The sequence below is a fragment of the Rhodococcus sp. G6(2025) genome (assembly GCF_058628105.1).
Window position 1 is genome coordinate 2913235 of the sequence record NZ_CP179750.1, and the last position, 26588, is coordinate 2939822.

Below are 26588 nucleotides of genomic sequence, written 5' to 3' on the forward strand. Positions count from 1 at the left end.
CCGTGCCACATATCATCACCACCGTCAATGTCAACGGCGTTCGCGCCGCCGCCCGCAAGGGGCTCACCGAGTGGATCGAGCGCACAGAGGCCGACGTCGTGTGTCTGCAGGAGACGCGGGCGTCCGACGAGCAGCTCGCCGAGACGCTCGCGCCCGCTCTGGAGGGTGGATGGAACCTGGTGTCCGCGGAGCCGTCGTCGAAGGGACGCAACGGCGTCGCGATCCTGTCCCGGAAACCTGCCGACGCCTTCCGCGTCGGCCACGGTGACGACGAGTTCGCGACCGCGGGCCGCTACCTCGAGGCCGACTTCGACGACCTGACCGTCGCGAGCCTGTACCTGCCCTCCGGGGAGGCCCAGACACCGCGGCAGGAGGAGAAGGAGCGATTCATGGACTCCTTCGCCCGGTACCTCACCGACACCGCAGCGGCTGCCGTCGCGGCAGGCAGGCACGTCGTGGTCTGCGGCGACTGGAACATCGCCCACACCGAACTCGACCTGAAGAACTGGAAGACCAACAAGAAGAACTCCGGTTTCCTCCCGAACGAGCGGGAGTGGCTCGGCGCCCTGTTCGCCGAGGACGCGCACTGGACCGACGTGGTCCGGCAGCTCAATCCCGACATCGCCGGGCCGTACTCCTGGTGGTCGTACCGCGGGAAGGCGTTCGACAACGACTCCGGCTGGCGCATCGACTACCAGATCGCCACCCGGGAACTGGCTGAGCGGGCCAAGCAGGCCGTCGTCGAGCGCGCCGAAACCTACGACCAGCGGTGGTCCGATCACGCGCCGGTCACCGTCCAGTACCGGTGACGGCCGGTATCTGATTCGTGTCGTCACGGCGCACGTGAAAAGATCAGTACTCATGTCGACCCCTGCAGCTCAGAAACCCACCGCGAAACCGCGGGTGCTCTCCGGCATCCAGCCCACCGCCGACTCGTTCCACCTCGGCAACTTCCTGGGTGCTCTGCAGCAGTGGGTGCCTCTGCAGGACGACTTCGACGCGTTCTACTTCATCCCCGACCTCCACGCGATCACGGTGGCGCAGGACCCGAAGGAGCTGCGCCGTCGCACGAAGATCGCGGCGGCGCAGCTGCTGGCGCTCGGAATCGACCCCGACCGCGCCACGCTGTTCGTGCAGAGCCAGGTGCCCGAGCACGCGCAGCTGGCGTGGGTCCTGAACTGCATCACCGGTTTCGGTGAAGCGAGCCGGATGACGCAGTTCAAGGACAAGTCGGCCAAACAGGGCAGTGAGAACGCGAGCGTCGGCCTGTTCACGTATCCGGTGCTGATGGCTGCCGACATCCTGCTCTACCGGCCGCAGCGGGTCCCCGTCGGCGAGGACCAGCGTCAGCATCTCGAACTGTCCCGCGATCTCGCCCAGCGGTTCAACACCCGGTTCGGGAAGGCGTTCGTCATTCCCGAGGCCCAGATCATCAAGGGCACCGCCAAGATCTACGACCTGCAGGATCCGACGTCGAAGATGAGCAAGTCCGGTCCGAGCCCCGCCGGACTGATCAACCTTCTCGACGACCCCAAGGTGTCGGCGAAGAAGATCAAGTCCGCGGTCACCGACAACGAGCGGGAGATTCGCTACGACCCGCAGGCCAAGCCCGGTGTGAGCAACCTGCTCACCATCCAGTCCGCGCTGTCCGGGACTCCGGTCGAGACGTTGGTGGCCGGGTACGAGGGCAAGGGGTACGGCGACCTGAAAACCGATACGGCAGATGTCCTGGCCGAGTTCGTGACACCGTTGAAAGCGAAGGTGGAAGGGTACCTCTCGGACGAGGCAGAACTCGATCGGATCATCGCCGCCGGTGCTCACCGCGCCCGCGAGGTGTCGTCGCAGACTCTGGCGGCCGTGTACGAGAAGGTTGGGTTTCTGACACCGAAGGGATGAGCACTGTGGCTGACGAACCGAGTTTTCTCGACAGGCAGCGGGCAGCGCGCCCCTGGTTCGACCATCTGATGCGGGCCGCAGAGCGGTACCAGCAGCAGAAGGGCGACTACTACGCGGCGGGAATCACGTATTTCAGTGTGCTCGCACTGATTCCGATCCTGATGGTCGCGTTCGCCATCGCGGGTTTCGTCCTCGCCGGGCAGCCGGAGTTGCTGCAGGAGCTGCAGGACAGCATCACCAAGAACGTTCCCGGAAGTCTGGGTGACACGCTCAACACGGTCATCGATTCGGCGATCGCGTCCCGTGCCAGCGTGGGTGTTCTCGGTCTGCTCGGTGCCGCGTACGCGGGACTCGGGTGGATGGCGAACCTGCGCGACGCGCTGACGGCGATGTGGGAGAGCCAGCGCGAGTCGAAGGGATTCGTGCGTACCAAGCTGGGCGACGCGGCCGCGCTGCTCGGGCTGGGTCTGGCGATGGTGGTCTCCCTCGGATCCTCCGCGCTGAGTAGCGGTCCCGTGGCCCGAACGGTGGTCGAGGTGCTGAACCTCGACGACGTTCCCGGGATCGACGCCGGGTTGCGCGCACTGTCGACCGTGGTGTCGCTTCTCGCGACGTGGGCGGTGTTCGCCTGGGTGATCGCCCGACTGCCCCGCGAACCCGTCACGTTCCGCAGTGCGCTCAAGGCGGCGCTGCTCGCGGCCGTGGTGTTCGAGATCTTCAAGCAGGTCGGTGCCATCTACCTCTCGGCGGTCACCGCGGGTCCCGCCGGTGTGGCGTTCGGTCCGATCATCGGTCTGCTCGTGTTCATCTACCTGACGTGCCGGATGCTGCTCTTCTCGACGGCGTGGGCCGCGACCACCCGCGCCAGCCTCGCGCTCGCCTTTGTGCCGCCGCCGGATCCGGCCGTCATCAACCCCCGGATCGAGGTGCACGAGGGGCCGGGTGTGCGTGGAGGACTCGCCCTGGTGGGTGTGGGCGCCGCCGCGGCGCTCGGGTTGTCCGGACTGTTGACCCGCAGCAAGCGCTGAGCCGGGCGCCGGTTTTCGTCAGCGCCTGCGGGACAGCCGACGCGCGCAGAGCACCAGCATGAGGACGACGGCCGCCCCCACGATCCCGACACCTGCCCGCAGGGCGAGTGTGTTGTCGGGGTGGTCGGAACCCGACGCGACGACGGAACTCGTCGCGGCGGCCGAATCCTGTTGCGGCGGTGCGGCAAGTACCGCGGCGGAACCGGTGTCGGCCGGATGCAGGTCCTCGAGGGATCCCACCTGGGCGTCGCGGTCGAGGGCGAAACCGTAATCCAGCAGTCGTGCCGCCTGCTCCCACGGCCGGATCGGCTGGGCTTCGGCGCCCATCAACGTCACCATCAGGCGGCGACCGTCGTGATCGGCGCCGCCGACATAGGTGTGGCGGGCGTCGTCGGTGAACCCGGTCTTGCCGCCCAGTGCGCCGTCGTAGTTGTAGAGCAGCTGATTGTCGTTGGCCAGTGCGAACGGGGGCCGGTCCTGATCGTCCGGAATCGCCGGATCCTTCGGGAAACCCGGGAACTGCACCGTCTCGGTGGAGATCAGCTCCGCGAACGTCGGGTTCTTCATCGCGGTGTGGAAGATGAGCGCGAGGTCGAATGGGGAGCTGCTCATGCCGGGGCCGTCGAGCCCCGACGGGGTCGCGGTCCTCGTGTCGTGCGCGCCGAGGGTGTCGGCGAGGTGGTTCATCTTGTCGACCGTGGCGGCGTCGCCGCCGAGTTGCCGGGCGAGGAGGTGGGCGGCGTCGTTCCCCGAGGCCATCACCAGGCCCTGCATCAGCTGCCGGTTCGTGTACTGACCGTTCTTGCCGATCCCGACGGCGCTGCCCTCCACCGCGGCGTCCTCCGCGGTGGCGGTCACGGTCTTGTCGAGATCCAGTTCGCCCAGCGCCACGAGAGCCAGCAGCATCTTGATGGTGCTCGCGGGCCGGTAGCGGCCGTGCGGGTCCTTCGCCGCGAGCACGGCTCCGGTGTCGATGTCCGCGACCACCCAGCCGGACGCCGCGATGTCGGCGGGCAGCGCCGGCGCCTCGTCGGGAAGGATCACCCCGCACTCGGCCAGCTTCGGTCCGCCCACCGGCTCTTCGGGCACCGATACGGCGCTCGGTGTCGGATCACCCGGCTGGGGTACCTCCGACAGGTCGATCGCAGGCGCGGGGGCCGACCGGTTGGGGCAGTTGTCGGTGTTCGGGGTGGCGAACGGTGTGGAGGTGGGGGAGGAGGGCGCCGCGGGCGGAATCGCCCCGGCAGCACTCACCGAGAGTCCGGCCAGCAGGGTTCCGGACACGACCGCGGTACACACTCGACGCCACATCATCGAAGAGGCAGCGTATGCGACGACCGGTCGACTTCCGAAAACGGACACGTGTCGACACGATTTCGTGACGTCCACGCGACCGTTCCGGAAGACGAACGTCGGATCAGATGAAACCCATGCCCCGGACGGCGTCGCGTTCGGATTCGAGTTCCGCGACCGACGCGTCGATCCGCTTCCGCGAGAAGTCGTCGATCTGCAGCCCGTCCACGATCTGCCACGACCCGTCGACCGAGCGAACCGGGAACGAGCTCACCAGTCCCTCCGGCACGCCGTAGGCGCCGGTGGAGGGCAGCGCCACGGACGTCCAATCGTGGTCGGGGGTGCCGAGCACCCAGTCGTGGACGTGATCGATCGCGGCGTTGGCGGCGGAGGCCGCGGAGGATGCGCCGCGAGCCTCGATGATCGCGCTGCCACGGTTCGCGACCGTGGGAATGAAGTCGCGGGTGAGCCATTCGCGGTCGGCGGCGAACTCGGCACCGGACCGCTCACCGACCCGCGCATGGACGATGTCGGGGTACTGGGTGCTGGAGTGGTTGCCCCAGATCGCGACGCGGCTGATGTCCTTCACCGCGGCGCCCGAGTGCCGTGCCAGCTGGGCGATCGCGCGGTTGTGGTCGAGCCGGGTCAACGCCGTGAAGCGCTCCGCCGGGATGTCGGGGGCGTTGTTCGCGGCGACCAGCGCGTTGGTGTTCGCCGGGTTGCCCACGACCAACACCCGGACTCCGTCCGCGGCAACCTGGTTGAGCGCGCGACCCTGCACGGTGAAGATCTGCCCGTTCGCGGCGAGGAGGTCGCCTCGCTCCATGCCCTTGGACCGGGGACGCGATCCGATGAGGAGCGCCACGTCGGTGCCGTCGAAGCCCCGCTTCGGGTCGTCGTGGACCTCGATGTCGCGGAGCAGAGGGAAGGCGCTGTCGTCGAGCTCCATCGCGGTGCCCTCGGCGGCGGACACTGCCGACGGAATCTCCAAGAGCCGCAGCCGGATCGGGATGTCCGGCCCGAGCATCTCGCCCGCGGCGATCCGGAACAGCGCCGCGTAGCCGATGCTGCCTGCCGCTCCGGTGACCGTGACCACTGCGGGAGTGGGCGACTGCGCCATGGGTGAACCTCACTGTCCGTCGGGAGCATCTGTTCTCGACAGTAGCGCGGAGATGTCACCGTGGGACCGCTCGGACAGTGAGGTTGGACACGACGCAGGGCGCCCCCGACCGGTGCGGTCGGGGGCGCCCTGGAACGTGCTCGGCAGACCTGGGGTCAGCGTGCGAACAGCAGCGCGCGCTTGACTTCCTGGATCGCCTTCGTCACCTGGATGCCACGGGGGCACGCGTCGGTGCAGTTGAACGTGGTCCGGCAACGCCAGACGCCGTCCTTGTCGTTGAGGATGTCGAGACGCTCCGACGCACCCTCGTCACGGCTGTCGAAGATGAAGCGGTGAGCGTTGACGATGGCGGCCGGACCGAAGTAGCTGCCGTCGCTCCAGTACACCGGGCACGACGTGGTGCAGCAGGCACACAGGATGCACTTGGTGGTGTCGTCGAAACGTGCCCGGTCGTGCTGCGACTGGATGCGCTCACGGGTGGGCTCGTTGCCGGTGGTGATGAGGAACGGCTTCACGGCGCGGAACGCGTCGAAGAAGGGCTCCATGTCGACGACGAGGTCCTTCTCCACCGGCAGGCCCTTGATGGGCTCGACGGTGATCGTGACCGGCTTGCCGTCCTTGGGCAGCATGTCCTTCATGAGGAGCTTGCAGGCCAGACGGTTGACGCCGTTGATCCGCATCGCGTCCGAACCGCACACGCCGTGGGCGCAACTGCGACGGAACGTGAGGGTGCCGTCGAGGTAGCCCTTCACGTACAGGAGCAGGTTCAGCATGCGGTCCGTCGGCAGAGCCGGAACCTGGAAGCTGTCCCAGTGCTGGCCCTCGCCGGACTCCGGGTTCATCCGCGCGATCTTGAGGGTGACCATGACGGCGCCCTCGGGAACGGGAGGGAGATCCGCCTTGTTCTCGCTCTTGTCGACTGCAGGTGCGCTCATCAGTACTTACGCTCCATCGGCTCGTAACGGGTCTGGACTACCGGCTTGTAGTCGAGACGGATGTCGGAGAGCAGGCCGTCGCCCTCCTTGTAGGCCATCGTGTGCTTCATGTACTCGGCGTCGTTGCGGTCCGGGTAGTCCTCACGGGCGTGGCCGCCGCGCGACTCCTTGCGGTTCAGCGCGCCGACGACGGTGACCTCCGCCATCTCGAGGAGGAAGCCGAGCTCGACGGCCTCGAGCAGGTCGCTGTTGTAGCGCTTGCCCTTGTCCTGCACCGTGATGTGGTTGTAGCGCTCCTTGAGTGCCCGCACGTCCTTGAGCGCCTGGGTGAGGCGCTCTTCGGTACGGAACACCGAGGCGTTGTTGTCCATCGACTGCTGCAGCTCGCTGCGGATGTCCGCGACACGCTCGTGACCGTGGTCGGAGAGGATGGTGGCCATCCAGTCGTCGACCATCTTCTCGGGCGCCTCGGGCATGTCGACGAACTCGCTGTTGTTGGCGTGCTCGGCGGCGGCGATGCCGGCGCGGCGTCCGAAGACGTTGATGTCGAGCAGCGAGTTGGTGCCGAGACGGTTCGCGCCGTGGACGGAGACGCAGGCGCACTCGCCGGCGGCGTACAGGCCCTGGACGATCTCGTCGTTGTTGCGCAGGACCTCACCGTTGATCCGGGTGGGGATGCCGCCCATGACGTAGTGGCAGGTGGGGTACACCGGCACCGGTTCCTTGACCGGGTCCACACCGAGGTAGGTGCGGGAGAACTCCATGATGTCGGGGAGCTTCTCGTCGAGGACTTCCTCGGGGATGTGGGTCACGTCGATGTAGACGTAATCCTTGTTCGGTCCCGCGCCGCGTCCCTCGAGGACCTCGAGGACCATCGACCGCGCAACGATGTCGCGGGGTGCGAGGTCCTTGATGGTGGGGGCGTAGCGCTCCATGAACCGTTCGCCGTCGGCGTTACGGAGGATGCCGCCCTCACCGCGCACGGCCTCGGAGATGAGGATGCCGAGCCCCGCCAGGCCTGTGGGGTGGAACTGGTGGAATTCCATGTCCTCCAGCGGAAGGCCCTTGCGGAAGATGATGCCCATGCCGTCACCGGTGAGGGTGTGCGCGTTGGACGTCGTCTTGTACATGCGTCCCGAGCCGCCGGTGGCGAACACGATGGACTTCGCGTGGAAGACGTGGATCTCGCCGGTGGCCAGCTCGTAGGCGATGACGCCGGTGGCGACCGGGCCGTTCTCCGTCTCGGTGATCGCGATGTCGAGGGCGTAGAACTCGTTGAAGAACTCGACGTCGTGCTTGACGCAGTTCTGGTAGAGCGTCTGCAGGATCATGTGACCGGTGCGGTCCGCGGCATAACATGCGCGGCGCACGGGGGCCTTACCGTGATCGCGGGTGTGACCACCGAAACGACGCTGGTCGATCTTGCCCTCGGGCGTGCGGTTGAACGGCAGACCCATCTTCTCGAGGTCGAGCACCGCGTCGATGGCCTCCTTGGCCATGATCTCGACGGCGTCCTGGTCGGCGAGGTAGTCGCCGCCCTTGACCGTGTCGAAGGTGTGCCACTCCCAGTTGTCTTCCTCCACGTTCGCCAGCGCGGCACACATGCCTCCCTGGGCCGCGCCGGTGTGGCTGCGGGTGGGGTAGAGCTTGGTCAGTACCGCGGTGCGGGCGCGGGGACCGGCCTCGATCGCTGCGCGCATGCCGGCGCCGCCGGCGCCGACGATGACCACGTCATAACGGTGTTCCTGCATGAAGTCTGTGCTCCCCTAGCTCGCCGAGATATTGGGGTCGAAGGTGAAGATGACGTACGTGCCGAGGCCCATGATCAGGATCATCGAGAGAACGAGGATCGTGGTCAGCCAAAAGCGCGTGGAGTCCTTGCGGGAGTAGTCCGCGATGACCGTGCGGAGTCCGTTTCCGCCGTGCAGCTGGGCAAGCCACAGCATGGTGAGGTCCCAGAACTGCCAGAACGGGCTGGACCAGCGGCCTGCGACGAACGCGAAGTTGATGCGGTGCACACCGTCGTCGAGCATCAGCATGATGAAGAGGTGGCCGAGCACGAGGAAGATCAGTGCGAGTCCGGAGAACCGCATGAACAGCCAGGCGTACAGCTCGAAGTTGTTCTTCGAGGTCCGGCGCGGAGAGCGCGGGTTGTCCAGGCTGGCGGGACGGTCGTAGGTCTTGCCGAGACTCTTGGCTTCTGTCGTCATGTCAGTGCCCCGCAAACATGTTGTAGAAGATGCGGCCGGCGCCCGGGATCATCACCAGGAACCAGATCGCGAGGATTACCCAGAGCATCAGGCGCTGGTACTGCGGTCCCTTGGACCAGAAGTCCACCAGCATCACCCGGACGCCGTTCAGTGCGTGGTACAGCACCGCGGCGACGAGCGCGAGCTCCATGAGCCCGACGATCGGGTTCTTGTAGGTCTCGATGACACTGTCGTACGTGTCGGGATTCACGCGCACCAGCGCGGTATCCAGCACGTGCACGAATAGGAAGAAGAACGTCATTACGCCTGTGATCCGGTGCAAAACCCAGGACCACATTCCGGGGTCGCCCCGGTAAAGCGACCGTGTGCGCTCCTTGGCCGGAGCGGCTTCAGTCGTAGTACTCATCGAGTGCTGTGCCTCCAACGTCATTGGTGGACGTGTCGAGTCTGCGCAGCGTTGCGGACATACCACAACTAGGGACCCGACGTGATCCTGAACCGACTTCTCTGAACTCTAAACCCAACGGAAACGGGGGAACTAATTCGAGTCGGGGTTCGTACGCCCCCCGCAAATGAAGTTAGGTTTGCCTCTCCAATGCGAATTGGGTCGTCCCGGGTGAATCTCTGCATCCATTCAGCCCACGTGATTGGATGGGAAACTATGGTCGAGATCGATTGGAAACTGTTGCGCGCCAACGCGCATGAGGTGATGGGCCGGGCCTACGCGCCCTACTCGGGCTTCGCGGTGGGAGCGGCGGCGCTGGTGGACGATGGACGAATCGTCGTCGGATGCAATGTGGAAAATGTCTCATACGGGTTGGGGCTCTGCGCCGAGTGTGTACTGGTCGGTAACTTATTTGCGGGCGGCGGCGGGCGATTAATCGCCTTCACCTGCTGTGACGCGAGTGGCGACATACTCATGCCGTGCGGACGCTGCCGGCAGATTCTCTTCGAGCACGGCGGCCCCGGACTGCTCGTCGACCACCGGGCCGGCGTGCGCCCATTGGAACAGCTGCTGCCGGACGCTTTCGGTCCGGAGGAGAAGGGGAGAATCAGCCATGCATGACGCTTCGTCGATCATCGCCGCCAAGCGCGACGGCAGGGAACTGTCCGGTGCAGAGATCGACTGGGTGGTCGAGGCATTCACCCGGGGGGTCGTGGCCGACGAGCAGATGTCGGCGCTGGCCATGGCGATCTACTTCCGCGGGATGACGCGCGAGGAGGTGAGCCGCTGGACCACGGCGATGATCTCGTCCGGTCGACGCCTCGACTTCACCCACCTCGGCCGCCCCACCGTGGACAAGCACTCGACGGGTGGTGTGGGCGACAAGATCACGCTCCCGCTCGCACCGCTGGTCGCGGCATGCGGCGCCGCGGTGCCGCAACTGTCGGGACGCGGGCTCGGTCACACCGGCGGAACCCTCGACAAGCTCGAGTCGATCCCTGGCTGGCGCGCCGACCTCGACACCTCCGAGATGGCCGAGATCCTGTCCGACCCCGCCGTCGGAGCCGTCGTCTGCGCTGCCGGCGCAGACCTGGCGCCGGCGGACCGGCGGTTGTACGCGCTCCGCGACGTCACCGGGACGGTCGAATCGATCCCCCTGATCGCCAGCTCGATCATGAGCAAGAAGATCGCCGAGGGCACCGGCGCGCTCGTGCTCGACGTCAAGGTCGGGTCGGGCGCGTTCATGAAGAAGCTCGACGACGCGCGGGAGCTCGCCCAGACGATGGTCGACCTCGGGAACGACGCCGGAGTGCGGACGATGGCGTTGCTCACGGCGATGGACGCGCCCCTCGGCCACACCGCGGGCAATGCGCTGGAGGTCCGGGAATCGCTGGAGGTGCTGGCCGGAGGCGGCCCATCCGACGTCGTGGAACTGACGCTCGAGCTCGCGCGAGAAATGTTGAAGGCGGCCGGAATCGACGGAGTCGACCCCGCCGACAAACTGCGCGACGGGTCCGCCATGGACCGCTGGCGGAGGATGATCGCCGCCCAGGGCGGCGACCCCGACGCGCCGCTGCCGACGGCCCGGCACACCGAGGTGCTGCTCTCCGAGTCGGACGGGGTGGTGTGCGGTCTCGACGCCATGGCGGTCGGGCTCGCCGCATGGCGGCTCGGCGCCGGTCGGGCGCGACAGGGCGAGCCGGTGCAGGCGGGTGCGGGCATCGAGTTGCACGCGAAACCGGGGGAGACGGTGTCGGTGGGCACCCCGCTCGTCACGCTGCACACCGACACGCCCGAACGGTTCGCCGCGGCGAAAGCCGCACTTTCCGAAGCCTGGACCGTCATGGCCGACGCGCCGTCGGTGACCACGCCGCTCGTCATCGAGCGGATAGAGGATCCCTCACGCTAACGTCGACGCATGACCGCACTGGATCTGTCGGCCCTGCGCCGAGCGCCGAAGGTGTTGCTGCACGACCATCTCGACGGAGGTCTCCGGCCCGAGACGGTTCTCGAACTCGCCCGCGACTGCGGCTACGACGCGCTGCCCGCCGACACCGCGCCCGCGCTGGCCACGTGGTTCCGGGAGGCCGCCGACAGCGGTTCGCTCGAGAGATACCTCGAGACGTTCGCCCACACGGTCGCGGTCATGCAGACACCCGTCGGGCTCGAACGCGTCGCCCGTGAATGCGCCGAGGACCTCGCCGACGACGGCGTGGTCTACGCCGAGGTCAGGTTCGCCCCGGAGCAGCACCTCGAGGAGGGGCTGACCCTGGACGAGGTGGTGGAAAAGGTCCTGCTGGGATTCGAGGCAGGGGAGTCGGCGGCGGAGGTGCGCGGCCAGAACATCCGGATCGGCGTACTGCTCACCGCGATGCGGCACGCGGCGCGGTCCCGGGAGATCGCGGAACTGGCGATCCGGTTCCGGGACCGCGGCGTCGTCGGCTTCGACATCGCCGGTGCCGAGGCCGGAAATCCGCCCAGCCGCCACCTCGACGCCTTCGAGTACATGCGGGGCAGCAATGCGCATTTCACCATTCACGCGGGTGAGGCGTTCGGTCTGCCGTCCATCCACGAGGCCATCGCGTTCTGTGGCACGGACCGCCTCGGGCACGGGGTCCGGATCACCGACGACATCACGATCGGCGACGACGGCGTCCCGGTGCTGGGCGCGCTCGCGAACTATGTGCGGGACAAGAGGATTCCCCTGGAACTGTGTCCCAGTTCCAATGTTCAGACCGGGGCCGTGGACGCGCTCGAGAATCATCCGTTCGACCTGCTCGCCCGGCTGCGGTTCCGGGTGACCGTCAACACCGATAACCGGCTGATGAGCGACACCAGCATGAGCCAGGAGATGCTCCGCCTCGTCGAGACGTTCGGTTACGGCTGGACGGATCTCGAGCGCTACACCATCAACGCCATGAAATCGGCCTTCATCCCGTTCGATCAGCGGTTGCAGCTGATCGACGAGGTGATCAAGCCGGGATTCGCCGTGCTGGTGGGCTGAGCGGCCCGAGGGCGGCGCTCAGACCTTCCGCAGGCGGGCCTCGAACTCCCGCTCGAGCGTCCGCCACGCCTCGGCCTCGGCGTCGAACGGTGCGCTGGGCGCCATCCGCGTCGGATCCGGGTTGAGGACGAACGAGACGTACCAGCCCAGGGGCTCGGACGTCGCGAGTGCGGTCTCCACCGAATCGTCGTCGGCGAAATCGGCTGCATCGGTGAACAATTCGACGGCAAGGTCGAGCTGGTCCGCGTCGACGGACTCCGGACCGGCGGCCAGGTCGTCGGCGAGACCGGGGAGGACGTACACGTTCTCGTCGGTGACCTCGACCTCGAGCGATCCGTCGACGGCCGCCACCTGGATCTCCTCGTACGTGCTCACCTGCGCGAGGGCGTGCTCGTGGTTGTCGGCGAGGTAGCGGGCCAGCGCGCGTTCGGACGTGAAGACGAAGATCGCGCCGTCACGCCCGAGGAAGAGCGCGTCGTCGTCGAGGTAGCAGCGGAGCGTGAAGTAGGTCTCCCCGGACGTGATGATCTTGACGGGATCGACACCCACCGCACCCCAGAACGAGTCGTCCTCCTCCTCGTCCTCGGTGTCGAGGTCGAGCGCGACGAACTCCTCGTCTTCCTCCGCCTCTTCGGCCACGTCGTCCACGTCGACGGTGTTCTCGTCGGCGGCCACCAGTTCGGCCTCGGCGACGGCTACCGCCTCGGCATCCACCTCGGGGGTGGCGACGATGTTGTCGACGGCGTCGAGGACGTCATCCCAGCCCTTCGCGATGGCGGTGCCGATCTGGGCCCACAGCTCCTCGCCCTCGCGGCCCTCGAATGCGCTGGCGCCTGCGGGCAGCGCGCCGAGGATGGGGTTCGCGTTGAAGAATTTGGTGACCGCGTCCAGTTCGCAGACCTCACCGATGTTGCGCACCATGTTGAGCGTGTCTTCGAGTTCGCTCACGACGAGAGCCTCGGGGTCACTCGCCGCCAGTTCCGGCACCCCGATCAGATCGAAGCAGAAGTTCTCGTCGGGTTCGAGTTCGGCGGCGGACAGCCCGGACACCACACTCCAGGCGGGGTGCTCGACGAGATCGTTGTCGGTGTTCGTGCGGATGAAGGCAGCGAGTTCTGCCACTGATTCGAACCCGTAGAGGTCTTCCTCGTGACCAAGGAATGCTTCCCACTCGTCGTCGCCCTCACGCCACCGTGGTGCCCACAGTGTCACGAGGTCGCCGTCGGTGAGACCGAGTTCGATCGGGACGATGTCTCCAGCCATGGCGCGAAGCCTATCGACCCCGCGGCCAAAGTTATACCCGGGCTGTGTGCGGAGCGTTTCCGGTGCCCGTCGCCGCCGTGTCGCGGCGGCCGCGACCGAGTCGGCCGAACGGGGCGACCGGCGCGTATCGGAGCCCTACCGTGACTTTCGCTGTGCGTCGAGTCGTTCGAGGAGGGTGCATGTTCCGGATCGGCAATGTGACGGTCACACCCTCCCGAACCCGTCCTGCAGCGTCGTCATGACCCGGGTGCGTTGTTCGGTGGCGAGCCGGGCGGCCTCTTGCGTGGTGCTCGTGATCATCGTCGCGAGTGTTCGGGCGTCGAGCGTCGAGATGGAGTCGTCCATCCAGAGACCGGTCAGCGTGCCGTTCCCGTCGACCTCGGCGGTGACCTGATCGGACTCGCTCGACGCGCGCGCCTTGATCGCCTGCAGCCCGGCGAGGGCCTCCTCGAGCAGATTCACCTGTTCGGTGGCCCGCCCGACGATCGCATCCATATCGTGTTCGCTCACAGTGGTCGCATCCAGCTCGTCGGGGTGGGTTCTTCCTCGTCCTCGATCGCCTGCGCGGCGGCGACGTCGGTGCGGGTGGGCAGACCGAGCTGGTCGAGGATCTCGGCGGGCATGCCGTCGCGGGCGAGTTCGTCGCGTCGCCGCGCCCCGGCCTCCATGGCCGAGCGCCTGCAGAGCGTCAGGATCTCGTCAGCGAGCCGCTGGCCGCCGTACCGAAGCTCGCGCGGATCGATGCGGAGTTCGAGCGGCAGGCCCTGCTCGGTGGTCCGGACCGAGACGGTGCCGGAGCGGTTGCTCACTGCGGCCGTGGTGCCGGCCGGGGGTGGGGTGGGGGGAAACATGATTCCTGTCATTCCGTGGGTCGGTAGAAGCCGTAGAAGCCCATGCCGCTGTTGCTGGTTCGGATCGGACCGACCTGCACGGGATCACCGGCCTCGACGAGCTGGCCGTTGCCGATCACCATGGCCACGTGGCCGTCCCAGACGGCGAGGTCGCCGGGCATGAGGTCGCCCGGGTCGACCGCGGTGCCGACGTTCTGCTCCTGCGCCAGACGCGGAAGACCCACGCCCGCTTCGCCGTACGCCCACTGCGTCAGCCCGCTGCAGTCGAGGCCCTCGCCGGGGGACATCCCGCCCCAGACATACGGGACGCCCTGCTGCGACAGGGCGTTGCGGACGGCGTCCGCCGCCTCCTTGTTGGGGGCGACGGCGGTGCTGCCGTCGGGCAGGACCACCTCCACGCCCTCGCCGTCGCGTGCGGAGTCCGAGGTGGACGGCCCGTGACCGGTATCTCCGGACCTGCCGGTGAGGGAATCCGCGCGGGATCCGCCCGAGCCGCGTCCGCCCGACGAGCGCGCGGCCGGAGCGGCGATGCTGGTCAGGCCCGACATCGGTGACGCGCCGGAGGAACTCGCGAACCCGGAGGCCGCGCGGCTCACCGCGTCGGAGCCCGCGGGTGCGACGGGGGCCGCGGAGGCGGGCACCGTGCTCGCCGCGGACGTGCTCGCGGGGGCGGTGGCGGCGGGCGCGGCCGGGATGTCTTCGGCCGGTGTGAGGGCGACCATTCGGCCGGTCTGCTCGCCGAGTTCGGCCCGCACCTTCGCGACCACCGCGGTGGCCCTGCCGAGGTGGTCGAGTGCCGCCGCGATGATCATCGCCTGACCGGGCGGGGTGGCCAGGGCGGGTCCGGCCGCGACCGCGAGGGAGATGAACGACTGCAGGATCTCCTCCAGTTGGACCATTCCGGCCCGGACGATCTCGGAGGCCTCGGCGACGACGGCAGCCATGTCGTTGCCGCGATCGGAGACCGCGACCGTCGCCCGCTGCGCCTCTTCGGTCTTCACGATCGCACCCGTGCCACCCCTGCCCTGCCAGTCGCCGTAGACGGAGCTGATGCCGGTGCGCCCGGTGTCGTGGACGGCGTCGATGGCGACCGAGGACGCGCGCAGGGCGTCGGCCGGTCCGCCGACGGGAAGGACGCCGCTGCCGAACGCCCCGAGCAGATCGAGGATCGGGCGGGTGAGGAGATCGATGGGGATCACGGTCAGGCCTCCAGCCCGACCGCATTCGCGGCGAGCGCGGCCGTGGTGGCGGCCTCGGTGCCCTCGTACGCGGCGGCGTTCGCGAGGGCGGTGGCGCTGATCCCGCCGAGCACGCCGGACAGTTTCTCGATGGAAGCCAGGTGCGCGGCGTGCGCCGTGGCGAACGCGGCGACGAAATCGCCGCCGATCACCCCGAAGACCGGTCCGAGCTGGAGCGGCCCCGCGGCGGCGGCCCCGAGACCTGCGGCCTGCATCTGCGCTGACATGGTCGCGGCCGTGGCCGCGAACTCGGCGATACTCGCGGTATCCGCCCTCAAGTCGTTCATCGTCATCCCCCCAGTCGGATTTGATACCGGTCACCATATTGGACGCAGGTGAGTCCGAATCGGTTCCACCCCCGATACGCCGAGAATCGCTCTCCTGCGAAATCTCGCCCCGCGCCCCCTTATTCTTCGAACATGAACACGCACGTCGTCGACCACCCACTCGCAGCGGTCCTCCTGACAGCGATGCGCGATGCGCGCAGCGACAATGCCACATTTCGGGCCGCCTTGCGACGGCTGACACACATGTTGGTGTACGAGGCGATGCGCGAGGCTCCGGTCGAGACGTTCGACGTGGTCACGCCCATCGCCACGACCGACGGGGTGCGGCTCACCCATCCGCCGTTGCTCGTTCCCGTCCTGCGCGCCGGACTGGGCATGGTCGAGCAGGCCAGCAGCCTGATCCCGCAGGCGCGAGTCGGTTTCGTCGGCATGGCCCGGGACGAGGAGACGCATCTGCCGGTGCCGTACCTCGAGTCGCTCCCCGCGGATCTGTTCGGGATCCCGGTGTACGTTCTCGACCCGATGCTCGCGACCGGCGGTTCGATGGTGCACACGATCGAGTTGCTCGTCGCCCGCGGCGCCACGGACGTCACCGCCGTGTGCGTCGTCGCGGCGCCCGAAGGTGTTGCCGCCCTCTCGGCGTCGGGTCATCCCGTGCGACTCGTCACCGCCGCGGTCGACGAGGGGCTCAACGAGGACGCGTTCATCGTCCCCGGCCTCGGCGACGCCGGGGACCGTCAGTTCGGACCGCGCTGACGCCGCGGCTACAGGGCTTCGGCGAACTCGCGCAACAGGTTCAACCGGGTCGCGGCCCTCTCGCGGGCTGCGGGTAGCGCCGATCGATCGGGCACCGGGACAACGACCTCCAGGTAGCACTTGAGCTTGGGTTCGGTACCCGAGGGACGCACGACCATCCGGACAGTGGACCCCGCGAGTACGACCGCGTCGGTGCGGGACTGCCCCCGCAGTTCCGCCAGATCCGTGGCCTCGACGGGTTCGCCGGCCAGTTCGGCAGGCAGTTCCGACCGCAGGCGTCGCATCATCGCGGTGATGTCTGCGAGGTCGGTGACACGTCGCGACACCTGGTCTCCGGCGTGCAATCCGAATTCGAGCGCGTAGTCGTCCAGCCTGTCGCGGAGTGTCGACCCCTCTGCCCGCAGCGTCGCGGCGAGATCGGCGGCCACCACCGCGGCGGAGATACCGTCCTTGTCGCGCACCGACTCCGGGTCGACGCAGTGACCGATCGCTTCCTCGTACGCGTACACGAGACCCTCGCCGGCCCGCACGAGCCACTTGAACCCGGTGAGGGTGCGGGCAAAGCGGGCGCCGCGGGCCTCGGCAAGCTTTCCGAGGAGGGCGGACGAGACGATCGTCGTCGCGACGAGCGAATCGGCCGGGGCGGACGCGAGGACGTGCTCGCCGAGCAGGACGCCCGTCTCGTCGCCGCGGAGCATCCGCCACCCGTCCGGCCCGCGCTCGCCGACCGCGCACCGGTCGGCGTCCGGGTCGAGGGCCAGCGCGATGTCGGCGCCGACCTCCGCGGCGAGAGCCAGGACGGCGTCCGCGGCCCCCGGCTCCTCGGGATTGGGGAACTGGACGGTCGGGAAGTCCGGGTCCGGGTCGAACTGTGCGGCGACGCTGTGGACGTCGGTGAATCCGGCGGATTTCAGTGCGGTGACCGCGGTCTCGCCGCCGACGCCGTGCATGGCGGTAAGCGCGATACGCAGTGTCCGCGACCGTCCCGTCGGCAGGGACGCGACCCGGTCGACGTAGAGGTCGAGGAGTTCCTCGGACGCCGGTGTCACCGGGGTGCGCGGCACGAGGTTCGCGGGCCCGACCCGGGTGATCGATGCTTCGATCTCCCGGTCGGACGGCGAGATCAACTGGGCGCCGCCGTCGAGGTAGACCTTGTACCCGTTGTCGGCGGCGGGGTTGTGGGAGGCGGTGATCTGCACGCCGGCCGCGGCGCGGAGTCGGCGGACCGCGAACGCGACGACCGGCGTGGGGAGCGGGCGGGGGAGGAGGACGACCGAGAATCCTGCGGCCGCCAGCACTTCCGCGGCGGCGACGGCGAACTTCTCGGATCCGTGCCGCGCGTCGCGCCCGACGACGACGGTGGAGCCGCCCAGGCACCGGTCTTTCAGCCACGCGCTCAGCCCTGCCGTCGTGCGGATCACCACGGCGAGATTCATGCCGTTCGGGCCTGCCCGCACCGGCCCGCGCAGACCCGCGGTCCCGAAACTCAGCGGAGCGGCGAACCGGTCGGCGAGCTCGTCGGCGCAGAGATTCGCGAGTTCCGCCCGGGTTTCGGGGTCGGGATCGGCGTCGATCCAGTCCGCGATCGGATCGCTCACAAGCGTTCCACCAGTTCTCGCAGCAGACCGCCCATGCGGTCGGCGGACGCCCGGCCCGCGGCGAGGACCTCCTCGTGGTTCAGGTGCTCGCCGGTGATGCCGGCCGCGAGATTCGTCACCATCGAGATCCCGAGGACGCGGGCGCCGAGCGCCCGCGCCGCGATCGTCTCGTGGACGGTGGACATGCCGACGAGGTCCGCGCCGATCGTCCGCAGCATGCGGATCTCGGCGGGGGTCTCGTAGTGCGGACCCGGCAGACCGGCGTAGACGCCTTCGGTCAGCGACCCGTCGATGTCGCGGGCGAGGGCCAGCAGTTCGGGGTCGTACGCGTCGACGAGGTCCACGAACTCCGCGCCCACGAGAGGTGACCGGGCCGTGAGGTTCAGGTGATCGCTGATCAGCACGGGCTGGCCGACGGTGAAGTCCTCGCGGATTCCCCCGGCGGCGTTCGTCAAGATGACGGTCGTCGCTCCCGCAGCGATGGCCGTGCGTACCGGGTGGACGACGGACGACAGGGGATGGCCCTCGTAGGCGTGGGTGCGGCCGAGGAGGACGAGGACCCGTGTGCCGCCCACGTCCACGGAACGGATCGTCCCGGCGTGACCCGCGGCGGCCGGCGGTGTGAATCCCGGTAGATCGGCCATCGGGACGGTGCAGAGTGATTCGCCGAACCGGTCGGCGGCGGCATTCCACCCCGATCCGAGGACGACGGCGATCGAGTGTTCGGCGCAGTTCGTGTGCGCGGCGAGCGCGGCGGCCGCGGCGTCTGGCGTTCCCATGAGGCGATAGTCTTCCACTCATGCCCTATCTCGATCGCGACGGCGACGTATTCATCCTGTACCTCGGCAACGAGGGCGAGACGGACAACGAGAACCGCTTCCATCCGGACTGGATCGACGCCACCCATGCCGCGCTGGACGAGGTGGAAGCCCACGAGGGTCCCGCCGCACTGGTCACGACCGCGACGGGCAAGTTCTTCACGAACGGCCTGGACACCACGTGGATCTTCGCGAACACGGACAAGCTCCCCGAATATCTCGACCGCGTACACACGATCTACAGCCGCCTCCTCGCGTTCCCGATGGCCACCGTCGCCGCCGTTCAGGGGCACAGTTTCGGTGCCGGCGCGATGCTCGCCACGTCGCACGACTTCCGGGTGATGCGCGCCGACCGCGGGTTCTACTGCCTCCCCGAGGTGTCGCTGAACATGCCGTTCACCGTGGGGATGTCGGCGCTCCTGAACACCCGTCTGCCCAAGCAGACCGCGGTCGAGGCGATGACGACGGGCCGCCGCTTCGGCGGCTCCGACGCGCTCGCCGCGGGCATTGTCGACGAGATCGCGGACGGCGACGGCGTCCTCGCGGCCGCCGTGACACGGGCCGCCGCACTCACCGCCACCCGCGGCGCCAACCTCGCCGGGATCAAGCGCGGAATCCATCACGACGCCCTCGCCGCGCTCGCCACGGTGACGGACAAGAGCAACTTCAGCTTCGGGTGAGAGAATGAGCACGTGAATGCGGATGTCGAGGCGGCGGTCAGGTCAATCGAGACCGACCTGATCGCGCTGTCCCATTCGATCCACAGCGAACCGGAACTGGCGTTCGAGGAGTTCCGGAGCGTCGCGAAGATCACCGAACTGCTCAAACGCAGCGGGTTCGACGTGCGGTCGGGCATCGCGGACCTGCCAACGGCGTTCGACGCCACGTTCGGCAGCGGCGACCTCGTCATCGGTATCTGCGCCGAGTACGACGCGCTCCCGGAGATCGGTCACGCGTGCGGGCACAACATCATCGCGGCGTCCGCGGTCGGTGCCGGCGTCGCGCTCGCCACGGTCGCCGACCGGCTGGGGATCACGGTGCGGGTCATCGGGACGCCCGCGGAGGAGAGCGGCGGGGGAAAGATCGCCATGCTCGAGAAGGGCGTCTTCGACGATGTCGCGGCCGCCCTGATGGTGCATCCGGGTCCGATCGACATCACCGGAGCGACGTCGCTCGCGCTGGCCGACATCGCGGTCACGTTCACCGGCCGCGAAGCGCACGCGTCGGCCGCACCGGAGTTCGGGCGCAACGCCGCCGACGCCGCGACCGTCGCCCAGGTCGGGATCGGCCTGCTGCGCCAACACCTCTCGCCGGGGCAGCAGATCCACGGGATCGTCTCCGACGGCGGCACCGCGCCCAACATCGTTCCCGCACGCTCCGAGATGCTGTACTACCTGCGCGCCGAGACGGCGTGGGCGCTGTCCGAGCTGACGACACGCGCGGAGGCGTGTTTCGCGGCGGGCGCCCTCGCCACCGGGTGCACGCACGAGATCCGCACCGTGTCGCCGACGTACACGGAACTGACGCCGGACCCGTGGCTGGTCGCGACGTACCGGGAGCAGATCATCGACATGGGACGGACACCGTTGCCGCTCGAGTGGGAGGGCGTCCGTCCGCTGGGCAGCACCGACATGGGCAACGTCACCAACGTCCTGCCCGGAATTCATCCGGTCATCGGCCTCGATTCGGACGGCGCGGTGACGCATCAGCCTCGGTTCGCGGCGGCATGCATCACCGAGTCCGCCGACCGCGCCGTGATCGACGGAGCGATTGCGCTGGCTCGCACGGCAGTTCGCGCGGCAACGGACGACACACAGCGGGTGCGGTTGTTGGAAGGAGTTGATCGCCGGTGAACGCGGCAGTCGACAAATGGATTCTCGCTCACACCGACGAACTCTCTCAGTGGCGTCGACACATCCACGCCAATCCCGAACTCGCGCGACACGAATACGCGACGACGGAATTCGTGGCGACCCGGCTGGCCGCGGCCGGTCTGTCGCCCGACCTGCTGCCCGGCGGAACGGGCCTCACGTGTGATCTCGGACCGTCGAACGGTCCCCGCATCGCGTTGCGCGCCGACATCGACGCCCTCCCGTTGCAGGAACTGACCGGCGCCACGTACTCGTCGACGGTGCCGGGCGTGTCGCACGCGTGCGGCCACGACGCCCACACCACCATCCTCCTGGGAACCGGTCTGGCGCTCAGCGAGATCCCCGACCTCCCGGTGGGTGTCCGGTTGATCTTCCAGCCCGCCGAGGAGGTCATGCCCGGCGGTGCGCTCGAGGTCGTCGCCGCCGGACGGCTCGAGGGGGTGTCGCGGATCTTCGCCCTCCACTGCGATCCGCGGCTCGCGGCCGGGCGGGTCGGGGTGCGGCTCGGTGCGATCACGTCCGCGGCCGACACGATCGAGGTGGTGCTCGACTCGCCGGGCGGACACACGTCGCGTCCGCACCTGACCACCGACCTCGTGTTCGCGCTGGGAACGGTCGTGACCGGGTTGCCGGGCATGCTCAGCAGACGGATCGACCCGCGCACGGGCACCGTGATGGTGTGGGGCGCCGTGAGCGCAGGCCGGGCACCCAACGCCATTCCGCAGACCGGCATGATGACCGGCACCGTGCGGACCGGCGATCACGAGACGTGGGAGATGCTCGAGCCACTGGTCCGGGAGATCGTCCACGGTCTGCTCGCGCCCACCGGGGTGCGGTACCAGCTCAACTACCGCCGCGGCGTTCCGCCCGTCGTCAACGACGAGGTGTCGACGCGCATGTTCGAGGACGCCATCCGCACGGTCGGCCCGGACGCCCTCGCCGACACGCCGCAGTCCGGCGGCGGCGAGGACTTCTCCTGGTACCTCGAAGAGGTTCCCGGTGCGATGGCCCGGCTCGGCGTCTGGTCGGGCGTCGGCGAGCAACTCGACATCCACCAGCCCACGTTCGATCTGGACGAGCGGGCGCTGGGCATCGGGGTCCGGGTGCTGTCGAGCCTCGTCCTGGGCTGAGGCGCGGCGCCAGGCGGTTCTATTCGGTGCCCGGTCCGACGTTGCGGCTGTTGCGGGTGCGCAGGTCGCGCACATAGTCGGAGGGGGCCCCGGCGATCTCTGCGGCGTCGGCCATCACCCCGAGGTAGCGAGCGGACGGCAGGCCGCCCTCGTACGCGTCGAGCACGTACAACCAGGCAAGAACGGGTTCGCCCTCGGTGTCGACGCGGACGCGGATCTTGCGGTGGATGCCGAGTTCGGAGCCCTCCCATCGGTCGAGGCTGACCTCGTCCTCCTCGGGGACGTCGTAGAGCACGACGAACACCTTGGAATCGGGGTCCTCGACCACGGTGGCGAGTGCGCCCTCCCAGCCGATGTCCCCGCCACTGAACGTCAGTCGCCAGCCGTGCAGCCAGCCCGTCCCCGCCATCGGCGAGTGTGGGCAGCGCTGCAACATCTGCTCGGGATGCATGTTGGACCCGTAGGCGGCATAGATCGACACGGCGGCAAGCCTAAACGGTGGCTAGTAATCTGTTGCATGCAGTGCACGACACGACGCGCTGCGATCGCAGAAAAAGCCGGCCGGAGACCCCGGTCGACAGTTGAATTGGAGGACAGATGACCCGAATCGTGATCATTGGTGGCGGGCCTGCCGGATACGAGGCAGCGCTGGTGGCCGCACAGCACGGCGCCTCCGTCTCCTTGATCGATTCGGACGGGGTGGGCGGCGCCTGCGTTCTGTTCGACTGCGTGCCGTCCAAGACCTTCATCGCCTCCACCGGCGTGCGCACCGACATGCGGCGCGCCACCGACCTGGGCATTGCGCTCGATCCCGAGCAGGCCACGGTCGCGCTGCCGCAGATCCACGCCCGCGTGAAGAGCCTTGCGCAGGCGCAGTCCTCCGACATCCGCACCCGCCTGCAGACGGTGGGTGTCGAACTGCTGTCGGGCACCGCCGAGATCACCGACCCACGACTGGGCATGGCGTCCCACCAGGTGTGTGCCACGCTCGAGAACGGCGAGAAGAAGACACTCGACGCGGACGTCGTCCTCATCGCCACCGGTGCGAGCCCCCGGGTGATCCCCGGGGCGGAGCCGGACGGCGAGCGCATCCTGACGTGGCGCGACCTTTACGACCTCGACGAGCTGCCCACGCACCTCGTCGTCGTCGGTTCCGGTGTGACCGGCGCCGAGTTCGTGTCCGCCTACACCGAGATGGGCGTCAAGGTCACGCTGGTGTCCAGCCGCGACCGCGTCCTGCCCGGTGAGGACGCCGACGCCGCCCTCGTGCTCGAGGATGTCCTCGCGGAACGCGGCGTCACCCTGGTCAAGCACGCCAGGGCCGATGCCGTGAAGCGCACCGAGGACGGCATCGTCGTCGTGCTCGCGGACGGCCGGACGGTCGAGGGCAGCCACGCCCTGATGACCGTCGGTTCGGTTCCCAACACCCAGGGTCTCGGACTGGAGAAGGTCGGCATCGAGCTCGACAAAGGCGGATACCTGCGCGTGGACCGTGTGTCGCGGACGCCGGTGTCCGGGATCTACGCCGCGGGTGACTGCACCGGACTGCTGCCGCTGGCGTCCGTCGCCGCCATGCAGGGCCGCATCGCGATGTACCACGCGCTCGGTGAGGGCGTGAGCCCCATCAAGCTGAAGACCGTGGCCTCGGCCGTGTTCACCCGTCCCGAGATCGCCACCGTGGGCGTCAGCCAGGCCGCGATCGACGACGGCGAGGTGCCTGCCCGTACGGTCATGCTCCCGCTCAACACCAACCCGCGCGCCAAGATGTCCGGTCTGCGCCGCGGCTTCGTGAAGATCTTCTGCCGTCCGGCCACCGGTGTGGTCATCGGCGGCGTCGTGGTCGCCCCCAGCGGGTCGGAGCTGATCCTGCCCATCGCCATCGCCGTGCAGAACAACCTCACCGTCAACGACCTCGCCGCGACGTTCTCGGTGTACCCGTCGCTGACCGGGTCGATCACCGAGGCGGCACGCCAGCTGATGCGGCACGACGACCTGGACTGATCCCGAAGTGTGGGATAGGCATTTCACATAGTGGCTCCTCCGGTGAGATAGTCGAGGCACGGTTCGAAATCATCGACCCGTGCCTCGGCGCTCTCCCGCCCCGCAGACCCAGGACGGACAGGGTGTTCCTCACCTGATCCCTGCTTTGACGTGCCTCCTGGGAGTCGACATGCCGCAATCACTTGCCCGCCGCATGGATGGTCTGCACAGCTCCGCCATCCGTGACCTTCTCACCCTCACCGCCCGGCCCGACGTGGTCAGCCTCGCGGGCGGGCTTCCCGACCCCGAATTCATTCCGCGGGAACGGATCCGGAAGGAAGCCGAACTCGCGCTCACGGATCCGGCGTCCGTCCAGTACGGCGAGACCACCGGGCTGCGCCGGCTCCGCGACGTGCTCGCCGCACGGGAGGGTGCCAAGATCGGCCGGCCGCTGGGCGCCGCCGACGTCGTCGTCACCCACGGCTCGCAGCAGGCCCTGAGCCTGCTCGCGCAGGTGCTGCTCGATCCCGGCGGCGTCGTGATCGTCGAGGAACCCGCCTACACCGGAGCGCTCCAGGTGTTCCGGGCCGCCGAGGCCGACGTCCGGTCCGTCGCACTCGACGCCGACGGGATGGACACCGCCGCCCTGCAGGGCATGCTCGAGGACGGACTGCGGCCCGCCGTGGTCCACACGGTGAGCAACTTCCACAACCCTCGCGGCGTCGTCCTGACGCCCGGCCGCCGGGAACACCTGGCCGCACTGGCCGACCGCTACGGGTTCTGGGTGATCGAGGACGACCCGTACGGCGAACTCTTCTTCGACGGACCACCGCCCGCGCCCGTCGCGGCGTTGTCGGACCGGGTGATCCGGCTGTCCAGCGCGTCGAAGATCCTGGCGCCGGCGCTGCGGGTCGGGTGGCTGCACGGCGACCGGCGGGTGTGCGAGGCTGTCGAGCTGCTCAAGCAGGGCGCGGACCTCTGCGGGTCGTCGCTGACGCACCAGATTGCCGCCGGACTGCTGTCGGACGAGCCGTGGCTGGACCTGCACCTGGAGACGCTGCGGGCCCGCTACGGGTCCCGGGCCCGGGCGCTCGCGGACGGCGTCACCTCGACGTTCGGCGACCGCGTCCGCGTGTCCTCGGCGGCGGGCGGAATGTTCTGCTGGACCGAGTTCACGGACGCGGACCTCGACACGGCGGCACTGCTGCAGACCGCCGTGGACCACGGCGTCGCCTTCGTCCCCGGAGCGGCTTTCGGCGTCGCCGCGGAACACCGGGGCGCTGTGCGGCTGTGCTTCGCGACCTGCTCGGAGGACGTGCTGGCGGGTGCGGTGGCGAGACTCGGCGACGCGTACACCGCTCACGCCCAGTCGTAGGTCCGTTCGACCGCCTTGTTCCACTCGGCGTAGAGCCGGGTGGACTCGGCCTCGTCCATCGCGGGTTCCCACGTCTTGTCCACGGCCCAGTTCGCGCGGATGTCGTCCTCGCTCTCCCAGAAACCGACGGCCAGCCCCGCGGCGTACGCGGCGCCCAGCGCCGTCGTCTCGTTGACGACGGGACGGATGACGGGCACGGCGAGAATGTCGGACTGGAATTGCATGAGGGTCTCGTTGACGACCATGCCACCGTCCACCTTGAGGGAGGCGAGTTCGACGCCCGAATCGGCGCGCATCGCCTCGATCACCTCGCGGGTCTGATATGCGGTGGCCTCGAGGGCGGCCCTGGCGAGGTGGCCCTTGTTCACGAACCGGGTGAGCCCGACGATGGCCCCGCGGGCGTCGGGCCGCCAGCGCGGGGCGAACAATCCGGAGAACGCGGGCACGAAGTAGGCGCCCCCGTTGTCGTCGACCGACTTGGCCAGATCCTCGATGTCCTTGGCGGACTCGATGATTCCCAGGTTGTCGCGCAACCACTGCACCAGTGAGCCGGTGACGGCCACGGATCCCTCGAGCGCGTAGACGGCCGGCGCGTCACCGATCTTGTAGCAGACGGTGGTGAGGAGGCCGTGCTTGCTGTGCACGGGAGTGGTCCCCGTGTTGAGCAGCAGGAAGTTCCCCGTTCCGTACGTGTTCTTCGCTTCGCCCTCCGACAGGCAGGCCTGACCGAACGTGGCGGCCTGCTGATCGCCGAGGATTCCGGCCACCGGCACACCGGGCAGCGTCCCGTGGGGGCGTCCGACGCCGTAGACCTCGGAGGAGCTGCGGATCTCGGGCAGCATCGACATCGGGATACCGAAATCGGCGCAGATCTCCGGATCCCAGTCGAGGGTCTCGAGATTCATCAGCAGGGTGCGGGAGGCGTTGGTGACATCCGTCACGTGGGTGCCCTCGGTGATGTGCCACAGAATCCAGCTGTCGATCGTGCCGAAGCAGAGCTCACCCGCGTCCGCCTTCTCCCGGGCGCCGTCGACGTTGTCCAGAATCCACCGGACCTTCGGCCCCGAGAAATACGTCGACAGCGGCAGCCCGGTGCGCTTCTGGTACCGGCCGGGGCCCTCGTCGCCGCCGAGTTCCGTGCACAGTTCGTCGGTGCGCGTGTCCTGCCAGACGATGGCGTTGTACACGGGTTCTCCGGTGTTGCGATCCCACACGACAGCCGTCTCCCGCTGATTGGTGATGCCGATCGCAGCGATGTCGCGTTTGGTGAGATCGGCCTTCGCGAGCGCGGACGCCACCACTTCGCGGGTGTTGATCCACAGCTGTTTCGGGTCGTGCTCCACCCAGCCTGCGCGCGGAAAGAACTGCTCGTGTTCCTTCTGGGCGACGCTGACCACGGCGCCGTCGTGATCGAAGATCATGCAGCGGCTGGAGGTGGTGCCTTGGTCTATCGCGGCGATGTACTGAATCACACGCATGAAGCTACTAGC

The 26588-nt window shown here is 68.4% G+C and carries 27 protein-coding genes; 12 read left to right on the forward strand and 15 right to left on the reverse strand.

Annotated elements, in window-relative coordinates; genetic code table 11:
* Window positions 1-2 precede the first annotated feature (2 nt).
* From ACLIVD_RS13190 to yhjD, 3 genes are read left to right on the forward strand one after another with little or no spacing between them, the layout of a single operon-like run.
* Window positions 3-809, forward strand: a complete 807-nt coding sequence (locus tag ACLIVD_RS13190) for an exodeoxyribonuclease III (protein ID WP_491932565.1) — start codon at window positions 3-5, stop codon at window positions 807-809.
* 52 nt (window positions 810-861) lie between these two features.
* Window positions 862-1896, forward strand: coding sequence for a tryptophan--tRNA ligase (trpS, locus tag ACLIVD_RS13195; RefSeq protein WP_011598206.1), 1035 nt, complete (start codon window positions 862-864; stop codon window positions 1894-1896).
* Between the two features lie 5 nt (window positions 1897-1901).
* Entirely contained in the window at window positions 1902-2924 is a 1023-nt protein-coding gene (gene yhjD / locus ACLIVD_RS13200) for an inner membrane protein YhjD (RefSeq protein WP_283333060.1), read from the forward strand.
* An 18-nt stretch (window positions 2925-2942) separates the two neighbouring features.
* Here yhjD and ACLIVD_RS13205 read toward each other — a convergent pair whose 3' ends face one another.
* The 6 genes from ACLIVD_RS13205 to sdhC all read right to left on the reverse strand — a co-directional run bounded on the left by ACLIVD_RS13205 (window position 2943) and on the right by sdhC (window position 8888).
* The gene (locus tag ACLIVD_RS13205) at window positions 2943-4223 is read right to left on the reverse strand and encodes a D-alanyl-D-alanine carboxypeptidase family protein (RefSeq protein ID WP_283333028.1); all 1281 of its coding nucleotides are present in this window, start codon (window positions 4221-4223) and stop codon (window positions 2943-2945) included.
* Window positions 4224-4341: 118 nt separating this feature from the next.
* Window positions 4342-5337, reverse strand: a complete 996-nt coding sequence (locus tag ACLIVD_RS13210) for a malate dehydrogenase (protein ID WP_283333029.1) — start codon at window positions 5335-5337, stop codon at window positions 4342-4344.
* Window positions 5338-5492: 155 nt separating this feature from the next.
* On the reverse strand, window positions 5493-6272 hold the full coding sequence (locus tag ACLIVD_RS13215) for a succinate dehydrogenase iron-sulfur subunit (RefSeq protein ID WP_141475391.1): 780 nt from the start codon (window positions 6270-6272) through the stop codon (window positions 5493-5495).
* Entirely contained in the window at window positions 6272-8023 is a 1752-nt protein-coding gene (gene sdhA, locus ACLIVD_RS13220; RefSeq protein WP_005256984.1) for a succinate dehydrogenase flavoprotein subunit, read from the reverse strand. The genes ACLIVD_RS13215 and sdhA overlap by 1 nt, the downstream gene beginning before the upstream one ends.
* 15 nt (window positions 8024-8038) lie before the next feature.
* A complete protein-coding gene (locus tag ACLIVD_RS13225) occupies window positions 8039-8482 on the reverse strand; it encodes a succinate dehydrogenase hydrophobic membrane anchor subunit (RefSeq protein WP_005239887.1) in 444 nt (147 codons plus the stop codon).
* A gap of 1 nt (window position 8483) precedes the next feature.
* The gene (gene sdhC / locus ACLIVD_RS13230; RefSeq protein WP_005239889.1) at window positions 8484-8888 is read right to left on the reverse strand and encodes a succinate dehydrogenase, cytochrome b556 subunit; all 405 of its coding nucleotides are present in this window, start codon (window positions 8886-8888) and stop codon (window positions 8484-8486) included.
* Between the two features lie 255 nt (window positions 8889-9143).
* Here sdhC and ACLIVD_RS13235 point away from each other — a divergent pair, with 255 nt between their 5' ends.
* From ACLIVD_RS13235 to ACLIVD_RS13245, 3 genes are read left to right on the forward strand one after another with little or no spacing between them, the layout of a single operon-like run.
* Entirely contained in the window at window positions 9144-9548 is a 405-nt protein-coding gene (locus ACLIVD_RS13235; protein WP_283333030.1) for a cytidine deaminase, read from the forward strand.
* Window positions 9541-10836 (forward strand): thymidine phosphorylase, encoded by a 1296-nt coding sequence (locus tag ACLIVD_RS13240; RefSeq protein ID WP_283333031.1) that lies wholly within the window; start codon window positions 9541-9543, stop codon window positions 10834-10836. The genes ACLIVD_RS13235 and ACLIVD_RS13240 overlap by 8 nt, the downstream gene beginning before the upstream one ends.
* A gap of 9 nt (window positions 10837-10845) precedes the next feature.
* A complete protein-coding gene (locus ACLIVD_RS13245; protein ID WP_280782702.1) occupies window positions 10846-11931 on the forward strand; it encodes an adenosine deaminase in 1086 nt (361 codons plus the stop codon).
* Window positions 11932-11949: 18 nt separating this feature from the next.
* On the opposite strand, the gene ACLIVD_RS13250 is transcribed toward ACLIVD_RS13245, so the two are convergent.
* The 5 genes from ACLIVD_RS13250 to ACLIVD_RS13270 form a co-directional block, all read right to left on the reverse strand.
* The gene (locus ACLIVD_RS13250; protein WP_283333033.1) at window positions 11950-13194 is read right to left on the reverse strand and encodes a SatS C-terminal domain-containing protein; all 1245 of its coding nucleotides are present in this window, start codon (window positions 13192-13194) and stop codon (window positions 11950-11952) included.
* Between the two features lie 204 nt (window positions 13195-13398).
* A complete protein-coding gene (locus tag ACLIVD_RS13255; protein WP_105420508.1) occupies window positions 13399-13704 on the reverse strand; it encodes a YbaB/EbfC family nucleoid-associated protein in 306 nt (101 codons plus the stop codon).
* Entirely contained in the window at window positions 13701-14045 is a 345-nt protein-coding gene (locus tag ACLIVD_RS13260; RefSeq protein ID WP_283333034.1) for a hypothetical protein, read from the reverse strand. Before ACLIVD_RS13260 ends, ACLIVD_RS13255 begins: the two co-directional genes overlap by 4 nt.
* Window positions 14046-14053: 8 nt before the next feature.
* Window positions 14054-15244, reverse strand: coding sequence for a C40 family peptidase (locus ACLIVD_RS13265; protein WP_491932566.1), 1191 nt, complete (start codon window positions 15242-15244; stop codon window positions 14054-14056).
* A gap of 2 nt (window positions 15245-15246) precedes the next feature.
* Window positions 15247-15570: a type VII secretion target gene (locus ACLIVD_RS13270; RefSeq protein ID WP_491932567.1), complete on the reverse strand. Its 324-nt coding sequence runs from the start codon at window positions 15568-15570 to the stop codon at window positions 15247-15249.
* Window positions 15571-15702: 132 nt separating this feature from the next.
* Here ACLIVD_RS13270 and upp point away from each other — a divergent pair, with 132 nt between their 5' ends.
* Complete coding sequence (upp, locus tag ACLIVD_RS13275) at window positions 15703-16326, forward strand: uracil phosphoribosyltransferase (protein WP_283333037.1); 624 nt, start codon at window positions 15703-15705, stop codon at window positions 16324-16326.
* Between the two features lie 8 nt (window positions 16327-16334).
* Here upp and ACLIVD_RS13280 read toward each other — a convergent pair whose 3' ends face one another.
* Both ACLIVD_RS13280 and ACLIVD_RS13285 read right to left on the reverse strand, forming a co-directional pair.
* Entirely contained in the window at window positions 16335-17924 is a 1590-nt protein-coding gene (locus tag ACLIVD_RS13280; protein ID WP_491932568.1) for a phospho-sugar mutase, read from the reverse strand.
* Window positions 17921-18703 (reverse strand): purine-nucleoside phosphorylase, encoded by a 783-nt coding sequence (locus tag ACLIVD_RS13285; RefSeq protein ID WP_491932569.1) that lies wholly within the window; start codon window positions 18701-18703, stop codon window positions 17921-17923. Before ACLIVD_RS13285 ends, ACLIVD_RS13280 begins: the two co-directional genes overlap by 4 nt.
* 20 nt (window positions 18704-18723) lie before the next feature.
* On the opposite strand from ACLIVD_RS13285, the gene ACLIVD_RS13290 reads away from it, so the two are divergent.
* From ACLIVD_RS13290 to ACLIVD_RS13300, 3 genes are read left to right on the forward strand one after another with little or no spacing between them, the layout of a single operon-like run.
* On the forward strand, window positions 18724-19422 hold the full coding sequence (locus ACLIVD_RS13290) for an enoyl-CoA hydratase/isomerase family protein (protein ID WP_280782707.1): 699 nt from the start codon (window positions 18724-18726) through the stop codon (window positions 19420-19422).
* A 12-nt stretch (window positions 19423-19434) separates the two neighbouring features.
* Entirely contained in the window at window positions 19435-20595 is a 1161-nt protein-coding gene (locus ACLIVD_RS13295) for a M20 family metallopeptidase (RefSeq protein WP_011598215.1), read from the forward strand.
* On the forward strand, window positions 20592-21743 hold the full coding sequence (locus tag ACLIVD_RS13300) for a M20 family metallopeptidase (protein WP_283353416.1): 1152 nt from the start codon (window positions 20592-20594) through the stop codon (window positions 21741-21743). The genes ACLIVD_RS13295 and ACLIVD_RS13300 overlap by 4 nt, the downstream gene beginning before the upstream one ends.
* A gap of 19 nt (window positions 21744-21762) precedes the next feature.
* Here ACLIVD_RS13300 and ACLIVD_RS13305 read toward each other — a convergent pair whose 3' ends face one another.
* Window positions 21763-22224 (reverse strand): gamma-glutamylcyclotransferase family protein, encoded by a 462-nt coding sequence (locus ACLIVD_RS13305; RefSeq protein ID WP_005239924.1) that lies wholly within the window; start codon window positions 22222-22224, stop codon window positions 21763-21765.
* Between the two features lie 116 nt (window positions 22225-22340).
* On the opposite strand from ACLIVD_RS13305, the gene ACLIVD_RS13310 reads away from it, so the two are divergent.
* Window positions 22341-23744 (forward strand): NAD(P)H-quinone dehydrogenase, encoded by a 1404-nt coding sequence (locus ACLIVD_RS13310; RefSeq protein WP_283353417.1) that lies wholly within the window; start codon window positions 22341-22343, stop codon window positions 23742-23744.
* A gap of 169 nt (window positions 23745-23913) precedes the next feature.
* Window positions 23914-25098, forward strand: a complete 1185-nt coding sequence (locus ACLIVD_RS13315) for an aminotransferase-like domain-containing protein (RefSeq protein WP_283353418.1) — start codon at window positions 23914-23916, stop codon at window positions 25096-25098.
* Here ACLIVD_RS13315 and glpK read toward each other — a convergent pair.
* Window positions 25083-26576: a glycerol kinase GlpK gene (glpK, locus tag ACLIVD_RS13320; RefSeq protein WP_280782711.1), complete on the reverse strand. Its 1494-nt coding sequence runs from the start codon at window positions 26574-26576 to the stop codon at window positions 25083-25085. The two genes, ACLIVD_RS13315 and glpK, sit on opposite strands and share 16 nt — an antisense overlap.
* Between the last annotated feature and the right edge of the window lie 12 nt (window positions 26577-26588).